Origin of the sequence: Catenulispora yoronensis, from assembly GCF_039531695.1 — a bacterium.
Classification (GTDB): domain Bacteria; phylum Actinomycetota; class Actinomycetes; order Streptomycetales; family Catenulisporaceae; genus Catenulispora; species Catenulispora yoronensis.
Genome location: NZ_BAAAQN010000001.1, coordinates 397,094 through 405,568 on the forward strand (window position 1 = coordinate 397,094; position 8,475 = coordinate 405,568).

The 8,475-nt window shown below is 69.9% G+C and carries 5 protein-coding genes and 1 pseudogene; 4 read left to right on the forward strand and 2 right to left on the reverse strand.

What is annotated here, in order from left to right:
- Positions 1-10 precede the first annotated feature (10 nt).
- Positions 11-1,252 (reverse strand): NAD-dependent epimerase/dehydratase family protein, encoded by a 1,242-nt coding sequence (locus ABD481_RS01425; RefSeq protein WP_344663608.1) that lies wholly within the window; start codon positions 1,250-1,252, stop codon positions 11-13.
- A gap of 429 nt (positions 1,253-1,681) precedes the next feature.
- Between ABD481_RS01425 and cysD the strand changes: the two genes are divergently transcribed.
- From cysD to ABD481_RS01440, 3 genes are all read left to right on the forward strand, one after another.
- A complete protein-coding gene (gene cysD / locus ABD481_RS01430) occupies positions 1,682-2,587 on the forward strand; it encodes a sulfate adenylyltransferase subunit CysD (RefSeq protein ID WP_344663609.1) in 906 nt (301 codons plus the stop codon).
- The gene (locus tag ABD481_RS01435) at positions 2,587-3,939 is read left to right on the forward strand and encodes a sulfate adenylyltransferase subunit 1 (protein WP_344663610.1); all 1,353 of its coding nucleotides are present in this window, start codon (positions 2,587-2,589) and stop codon (positions 3,937-3,939) included. Before cysD ends, ABD481_RS01435 begins: the two co-directional genes overlap by 1 nt.
- A gap of 224 nt (positions 3,940-4,163) precedes the next feature.
- Positions 4,164-7,028: a hypothetical protein gene (locus tag ABD481_RS01440; protein ID WP_344663611.1), complete on the forward strand. Its 2,865-nt coding sequence runs from the start codon at positions 4,164-4,166 to the stop codon at positions 7,026-7,028.
- Positions 7,029-7,054: 26 nt separating this feature from the next.
- Here ABD481_RS01440 and ABD481_RS01445 read toward each other — a convergent pair whose 3' ends face one another.
- Complete coding sequence (locus ABD481_RS01445) at positions 7,055-7,651, reverse strand: hypothetical protein (protein ID WP_344663612.1); 597 nt, start codon at positions 7,649-7,651, stop codon at positions 7,055-7,057.
- A 391-nt stretch (positions 7,652-8,042) separates the two neighbouring features.
- Here ABD481_RS01445 and ABD481_RS01450 point away from each other — a divergent pair.
- Positions 8,043-8,475: pseudogene (locus ABD481_RS01450) on the forward strand (discoidin domain-containing protein); the annotation flags it as partial.

Below are 8,475 nucleotides of genomic sequence, written 5' to 3' on the forward strand. Positions count from 1 at the left end.
CGGGGTGCGGTCAGGAAGCTGCGACGGTCGGCACCAGCGGGTCCGGGCCGTCCGGCAGGTCGGTCATCAGGTCCTGCGCGGTCTCCATCCCGGCCTGCCACACCGAGCGGGCGACGATCTTGGACAGGTCCACCCGGTGCCGGTACCGGGTGGCGATGTCGGTGCACTCGGCGAGCAGGCCCTCGGACAGGGTCGTGGGCCGCAGGCCCAGGGCGAGGAACTGCTCGTTGCGGACCACCAGGTCGTTCTCCACCGCCTCCAGGCGCGGGTTCGGCAGGTGCACCACCTCCACCCCGGTCCGGTCGCTGACCAGCTTGGCCAGGTCGTAGACCCGGTGGCTCTCGGTGACCTGGTTGAAGATGGCCGGCTTGGCGCCGGCGGCCGGCGGGTTGGCCAGCGCGATCTCCACGCAGCGGACGGTGTCCCGGATGTGGATGAAGGCCCGGGTCTGGCCGCCGGTGCCGTGCACCGTCAGCGGATGGCCGATGGCCGCCTGCATCAGGAAGCGGTTCAGGACGGTGCCGTAGTCGCCGTCGTAGTCGAACCGGTTGACCAGGCGCTCGTCCCGGACCGTCTGCGGGGTCTGGGTCCCCCAGACGATGCCCTGGTGCAGGTCGGTGATCCGGAGCCGGTCGTTGGCGGCGTAGAAGGCGAACATCAGCTGGTCGAGGGTCTTGGTCATGTGGTAGACCGAGCCGGCGTTGGCCGGGTGCAGGATCTCCCGCTCCAGGTCGCCGTCCGGGGTCGGCACCTTGACCGTCAGGTAGCCCTCGGGGATCGGCGCCGACCCGGACCATCCGTACCCGTACACGCCCATCGTGCCCAGGTGCACCAGCGCCGCGTCGATCCCGGTCGTCACCAGCGCCGCGAGCAGGTTGTGGGTGGCCCGGACGTTGTTGTCCACGGTGTAGCGCTTGGCCGCCGCCGACCGCATCGAGTACGGCGCGGCCCGCTGCTCGGCGAAGTGCACGATCGCGTCCGGGCGCAGCTCCTGGAGCAGGGCGACCAGCCGGTCGTACTCGGCGGCCAGGTCCAGCCGGACGAAGCCGATGTCCCGCCCGGACACCTCGCGCCAGGCGCGGATCCGCACGCCGGGCGACCGGATCGGGGTCAGGGACTCCACCTCCAGCTCCAGGTCGATCCGCCGCCGGCTCTGGTTGTCGACGATGGTGACGTCGTGGCCCAGATCGGACAGGTGCAAGGACGTCGGCCAGCCGCAGAAACCATCGCCGCCGAGAATGAGGACACGCATGATGACTGACACCCTTCGAAAGAAAGAAATGGGAGGGCGGCACAATGGCCGGGCGATGCGCTGAATAGGCTGCCGGGCCTCTTCGGTGATCACCAATAAGCGTGAGGGCGAACGATCCGGAAAGTACGCTCGGCCATTTCCGGCGTCAAGGCGGGCTGTCCGCCCCGGCACCGTGTACTGCGAGGCTCCCAGCTCCCTGCTATCGGAAGCGCACGCAGGTCAGAGACTTGCATCCGGGATTTCTGAAAACCTCGGCGGGCAATTGGCGAGTTCCTGACAAGTCTGGTTTCCGTAGCCGGCGGGACGCCGCTCGGTAAAGGGTTCGTCAAATAAACTCATCATGCTCCTGACGTGACCGCTACTGCGCGGTATCACCGATCAGGGGTGACCTTTTCGAGTTCGATTCCTGACGGGAAAGCAGGTGAGCGTATGGGGCCGAGCCACACCCTGCCGTACCTCGATGTCCTGGAGGCCGAGGCGCTGCACATCTTCCGCGAGGTGGCGGCCGAGTTCGACCGCCCGGTGCTGCTGTTCTCCGGCGGCAAGGACTCCATCGTCATGCTGCACCTGGCCGCCAAGGCGTTCGCCCCGGGCGGCCTGCCGTTCCCGCTGCTGCACGTCGACACCGGCCACAACTTCGACGAGGTGCTGGCCTACCGCGACCGGATCGCCGCGCTGGACGGGATCCGGCTGCACGTCGCCTCGGTCCAGGAGTTCATCGACGACGGCCGGCTGTCCGAGCGGGCCGACGGCACCCGCAACCCGCTGCAGACCGTGCCGCTGCTGGCCGCGATCCGGACCCACCGCTTCGACGCGGTGTTCGGCGGCGGGCGCCGGGACGAGGAGAAGGCCCGGGCCAAGGAGCGGGTGTTCTCGCTGCGCGACGAGTTCGGCCAGTGGGATCCGCGGCGCCAGCGCCCCGAGTTGTGGCAGCTCTACAACGGGCGCCACCGGGTCGGCGAGCACGTGCGCGTGTTCCCGCTGTCGAACTGGACCGAGCTCGACGTCTGGGCCTACATCCGGCAGGAGCGGATCGAACTGCCGTCCATCTACTTCTCCCACACCCGCGAGGTCTTCCTCCGGGACGGCATGTGGCTGGCCCCGGGGGCCTGGGGCGGCGCCCGCGCCGGGGAGCGGAACGAGACCAGGACGGTGCGCTACCGCACCGTCGGCGACATGTCCTGCACCGCCGCGGTCGACTCGCACGCCGGCACCGTCGCCGAAGTGATCGCCGAGATCGCCGCCTCGCGCCTCACCGAGCGGGGAGCGAGCCGGGCCGACGACCGGCTGTCGGAAGCGGCGATGGAAGACCGCAAACGAGAGGGCTACTTCTGATGGCACCGTCGACGACACCGCGCACCGGGCGCCAGCCGGCCGAGGGCGGGCGGTTCGAGCCGGATCCGCCCGGGTCCGGGAGCGGGACCAGGGCGCTGTTGCGGATCGCGACCGCGGGCAGCGTCGACGACGGCAAGTCGACGCTGGTCGGCCGCCTGCTGCACGATCTGGACGCCGTGTTGCCCGACCAGCTGGCGGCGGTGGAGCGGGCCTCCCACGACCGCGGACTGGCCGCGGCCGACCTGGCGCTGCTCACCGACGGCCTGCGGGCCGAGCGCGAACAGGGCATCACCATCGATGTCGCCTACCGCTACTTCGCCACCCCCACGCGCCGCTACATCCTGGCCGACACCCCGGGACACGTGCAGTACACCCGCAACATGGTCACCGGCGCCTCCACCGCCCGGCTGGCGGCCCTGCTGATCGACGCCCGCCACGGCGTGGTCGAGCAGACCCGCCGGCATCTGGCGATCGCGGCCCTGCTGCGGGTCCCCTACACGGTCTTCCTGGTCAACAAGATGGACCTGGTCGGCTTCGACGAGGAGATCTTCGCCTACGTCGCGAGCCGGCTCTCGGCGCACGCCACCCGGCTGGGCATCGAGTCGCTGACCGTGATCCCGATCAGCGCGCTGCGCGGCGACAACGTCGTCGAGCGCTCGACGGCGATGGACTGGTATCAGGGTCCTACACTGCTCGACCACCTCGAAGCCGTCCCGGTGGCCGACGACCCGGCGGCCGAGCCGGTCCGCTTCCCGGTCCAGTACGTGATCCGGTCCGCGGAGCACAACTATCGCGGCTACGCCGGGCAGCTGGTGTCCGGAGTCCTGCGGCCGGGCGACAAGGTGGCGCTGCTGCCCTCGGACCAGCGCTCGACGATCTCCGCGATCGACGTGAACGGCGAGCCGGTCGAGGAGGCGTTCGCTCCGCAATCCGTGGCGGTCCGCCTCACGGACGACATCGACGTGGCCCGGGGCGACCTCATGGCGGCCACCGTCTCGGCCCCGGCAGCCACCCGGGACGTGACCGCCATGGTCTGCCACCTCTCGGACCGTCCGCTGTGCGTCGGCGACCGGGTCCTGCTCCGGCATACGACCCGAACGGTGAAGGCCGTCGTCACAGAGCTCAGTTATCGCTTGGACATCACCACTTTGGAAAGGAGCCCGTATCCGGACCGACTCCGGGTCAACGACATAGCCCGCGTGATGCTGCGGACGGCGGCGCCGATCGTCGCCGACGACTACGCCGTCAACCGCTACTGCGGAGCGTTCCTGCTGATCGACGAAGCGCACGGCGACACCCTCACGGCCGGGATGATCGGCCGGACCTCGCTGGAGGACGCGGACGGTAGCTGACCTTTCCCGGACTTCCCAGATCTCGCTGGATCTTCCGTAACCTTTGCAAACTTCCGCAGGCCGCAAAACAGAAGCAGACCGAAACACCTGTTCAGCGCCTCAATCCGACGGGCCGGATTGAGGCCTCTGACATGTCCCGGGCGGCAATTGCGTTGCGTCGCGTGCGACCCGGCTGCGAGCATCGCGACCATGAACACGCGGAAGGACGACGGCACCGTCGGCGCATGATCGAGACAGAGCGCCGGGCGGCGCTGCATCAGGCGATGGTCGATCGGGACTTCCCGGTCATCGAGGAAGCCTTGCGAGGCGAGGACCTCGCACTCCGGCGGGCCGCGCTGCGAGCGGTCAGGACGCTTCCGGTGGCGGACGACGCGGCGGCGGCCGTCCTGACGGACGCGTCGCTGGAACTGCGCCGGGCCTTTTATCGAACCCTGTTCCACGCGCGGCGGACCGCGTTGGCGGACCGGTTGCTGCCGTCGGTGCGGCGACAGTGGGGTGACGGCGAGGCCGCGTTGCTGCTGGCGGCGTGCTCGGCCGACGTGGCGGCGAAACAGCTGCCGGAGCTGGCGCACGCGGTGGGCTCGTGGACCGCGTTGGCCCGGCGGCATCCCGAAGCCGTGATGGCGCACCTGGACAGCGGTGACCCGGCGCTCGAAGTGCTCGGATACGCGTTCTGGAAACGGTGGGGGGACGCCGTCGCGATCCTCGCCGAGTCCCTGCCGACGCGGACAATCGCCCTGCTGAAGAAGCAGAACACTCGCTACGGGCAGCAGCTCCCGGCCCACGCCATGACGGCGCTGACGAAGGCCGATCCGATCGGCGCTTGGCCCGTGGTGCGCGGCGACGGCCGGCTGAAGAACCAGCAGCGCTACTTCCGCGCCGTCGCCGAGCTGGACGATGCGGCGATCATCGCTACCGTGGACGGCGACCTCTACACGCTGTCGGCGGTGCTGAGATACCTGCCGCCGAACCGGCGCGAAGCCCTGGTCGACACCTTCGCCGCGGCCGCCCCGGGGCTCGCTCCGATGTGGGCCGAACCGCTGCTCGACGAGCTGCCCAGGGCGCGGGCCGAGGCCGAGGCCCGGCGGATGCTGGAGTGGCATCGGCCGCAGTGGCACGCGACGCGGGGGCGGTCGCAGGCCGAGGTGGCCGAACTGCAGTTGGCGTCGTATCTGCCGTATGCCGAGGCGGTCGAAGTGCTGACCGAGGGCGCGGCGGCGGGCACGCCGACGGTGCGGGTGGGCGCCCGGGCGCTGCTGCTGCGGTGCGCGGCCCGGACCGGCGACGCGGGGGAGGTGCTGCGGCAGGTCGAGGCGCTGGCGCCGCGCGTGCTGAACGAGCAGGATCCGGTGCGGGGGAGCTTCCTGGATTCGCTCGGCGCGCTTCCGATCGCAGTGTTCGACGACACGTGGGTACCGGTCCTGGACCGGCTGACGGCAGTCGTGACCGAGGCGCGGGACACGTCGGACTCGACGCGGTTCCATCTCAGGGTCCTGGCCAGGCGGACACTGCGGCACCAGACCTCGCCGGGGCTGGTGGCCTGGGCACTGGACGTGTACCGGCGGCTCGTCGCCCGGTTCGGCGCGGCGGGGCTGGCCGTTCCGGAGCCCGAGGCGCCGGACGCGGTGCCGCCTGCGCGGAGACGGCGCCGGAACCGGTACATTCACGTGACCCCGCAGATGACCGACTGGCGACTGGACCTGGCACTGCGTCCGGGACAGGAACGCGAGTTGGTCGCGTTGCTGCGGCCGTGGCTGGACGACGACGCGGTGGTCAGGGATCTGCGACGGGCGCTGGGGCGGCGGGCCGGGAACTGTCCGGAGCTTCCAGCGGCTGCCGGACGGACCGATCAGGCCGAACCGTCCGAAGCGCCCGAGGCGCCCGAAGCCGCGGCGGCGTCGCGCTCCCCCGAGTCGGCGGAATCCGCGCTGTCCCGCCTGTTGGCCGAGGCCAACGGCCCGCAGTCGCCGGAGGCGGTCGCGGCGCTCACGGAGTGCTGCGCACGAGTCCGCCCCTCCGTCCTCGGGCCGGCGCTCACCTCGGCTCTCGTCGCCCCGGACAGCAAGATCTCACTGCGGAAGCAGGTGGTCCGCCAGCTGCGCCGCAACCGGATCCCCGGCCACCTGGACGTGCTGCTCCGAGCCTGGCAGCAGCCTGACACGCACCGGGACGTGCGAGTGGCGATCGCGGTCGTGCTGCGCGGCGCCACCGAGGATCCGCGGGCACTGGACGCCGTCGCCGCGTCCGTCGCACCGGGAATGAGCGAGGCGTTGATCCGCACGCTCTTTCAGCCGCATCCACGCCAGTATCCGCCGGAGGCACGCGCCGTCTACGCGGCCCTGATCCGGAACCTGCTGCCGGCCTCGGACGACGGCGGCGTGCGGTTCCGGGGGCTGAAGGCGTTCCGGGTCTGGGCCCCGTGGTATTCGGGCGGATTCGAAGACCTCGTCGACACCCTGTTCGGTCCCGATCCCGACGAGGCGGAGCTGGCCTCGGCGCTCATTCAGGCCCTGATCACCACGGGATCCGGCACCGACCAGGCCCCGAACCTGGTGCGACGACTCGCGGACGACCCGGCACAAGGCAAGCACGCCACAACACTCACCGCGGCCATCGCCAGCCTCCGCGGCCGCTATCAGACCCCTGAGCCATGGTCACTGGTCCTCGTCGAACGCTCCCTCGCCGCCCTGACCTCCACTCCTCGGCACGCACGCCTCGCCCTCCATCTGGCACTGGCCCTCGTGGATCTGTCGACCGACGACCTCGACGACCGCCTGATCGCGTACGCGGACCTGCTGACGAACCGGCCCTACCTGGCAGGCATGTCCGAACACAGATTGCGCGAGCGGATCTGCCCCCACCTCGGCACCCAGCCGCCGGCCCGATTGCTGAGCGCGGCGCTGACGTTGGCCGACCGTGGCGACCTGGCAGGTGGCCTCGTCTCCGGGCAGCTCGCGAAGATCGTCATCGGTCAGGGCAACCGCGACGAGGCCTGGCGCGAACTCGTCACCGCTCTGCGTGGCTCGGTGCATTTCGAGGTCGCCGACGCCGCGTGGGACATCGACCTGAGTGTTTCCGTCTCCGATTAGGCGTTAGGCCATCGTCGTCGCGGTACTCACATCCGGCTCAGTGCCGTCTGCGCGACCGCGGCGGCGATGGTTTCGCTCTGGTGGCCGTTGGCGCCGGTGAGGTCGACCTCCAGGGCGTCGTTGCCGACCGCGATGTAGAGCATGGCGCCGTACCAGACGGCTTTGTGGCCGGGGAAGTCGACGAACTTGCCGTACTGGTCGTTCACGATGGCGACGCCGCCGGACTTGCGGATCACTTCGACGCCCAGGGTCATCGTGCCTTGCTTCGTCACGCCGTAGACGCACTTGTCCTCGTTGCCGAAGGTGTGCTGCTCCATGCTGATGAGCCGGACGCCGACGGTCTGCTGGATCTCCTGCGGGGTGACCAGCTTGCAGGCGCCGGTGGCGGCCGGGAACGACACGGGAGCGGCCATGCTCGTGGAGGCTGACGACGCCTGCGCGGCGGAGGTCGCGGATCCCGACGCGGACGATGTGGCGGCGGCGGCGCTCGTCGACCCCGACGTGGCTCGCGAGGAAGCGGCCGGCGCCGGGTTCGCGGAGTCCGTCGAGCTGGCGCAGGCGGTGAGGGCCGCGACCGCCGCGATGGCGGTGACGGCTGCCAGGAAGGAAGTCAGGGTTCGCATGTTCTTATGGAACTGTCCGGCAGCCCTCACGGGCTTGAGTAGCGACTACTCAACTTGGTCCCCCGCACGGGCCCGGCCTGTGCTCGCAGCCCACGGTGATCATTGTTCTGGTTTAGACCTTTAACAATGGTCCAGACCAAAACTTGGTATGGAACCTTGACCGGAAGTCGTCCCGGGAGTTCAATCCTGTCGTGAACTAAGGCCCGAAATAAGAGTTCCGCCTTGGTCGCCTCAACGGACGGACACCCCCACACACAGGTCCGGCCAGTCATTCGTTCACGCTCGTCCGCCAGGGCGGTGTCGGTTCCCGGAATCAAGATGTGATCCACCTTGGAAGGGTTCCCACGTCGCGCTGCGTCCGGCCGCGATCCCGACGCTAAGGAACCCCACCGTGAGCATCTCCCGCAGAACCTTCCTGTCCACCGCCGCCACCGCCGCCGTGGGCACGGCGGCCGGAGTCACGTTCGGCGCGGCGCCCGCCGACGCCGCCTCGCCGCCCGGCGACGTGGTCGGGAAGATCACCGTCGGGTATCAGGGGTGGTTCGCCTGTGCCGGTGACGGCGCGCCGATCAACGGCTGGTGGCACTGGGCCCAGAACTGGGGCCAGACCCCCTCGCCGAGCAACAACGCCATCAAAGCCTGGCCCGACATGCGCGAGTACACCCGCACGTATCAGACCGCGTACTCCAACCTCGGAAACGGCCAGCCGGCGACCCTGTTCTCCTCCTACGACCAGCAGACCGTCGACACCCACTTCCTGTGGATGCAACAGAACGGCTGCGACACCGCCGCCCTGCAACGCTTCAACCCCAACAGCTCCGAAG

Excerpts from the sequence above, each read along its gene's own strand:
- ABD481_RS01425 (WP_344663608.1), bottom strand. The coding sequence starts at position 1,252 with ATGCGTGTCCTCATTCTCGGCGGCGATGGTTTCTGCGGCTGGCCGACG.
- cysD (WP_344663609.1), top strand. The coding sequence starts at position 1,682 with ATGGGGCCGAGCCACACCCTGCCGTACCTCGATGTCCTGGAGGCCGAG.
- ABD481_RS01435 (WP_344663610.1), top strand. The coding sequence starts at position 2,587 with ATGGCACCGTCGACGACACCGCGCACCGGGCGCCAGCCGGCCGAGGGC.
- ABD481_RS01440 (WP_344663611.1), top strand. The coding sequence starts at position 4,164 with ATGATCGAGACAGAGCGCCGGGCGGCGCTGCATCAGGCGATGGTCGAT.
- ABD481_RS01445 (WP_344663612.1), bottom strand. The coding sequence starts at position 7,651 with ATGCGAACCCTGACTTCCTTCCTGGCAGCCGTCACCGCCATCGCGGCG.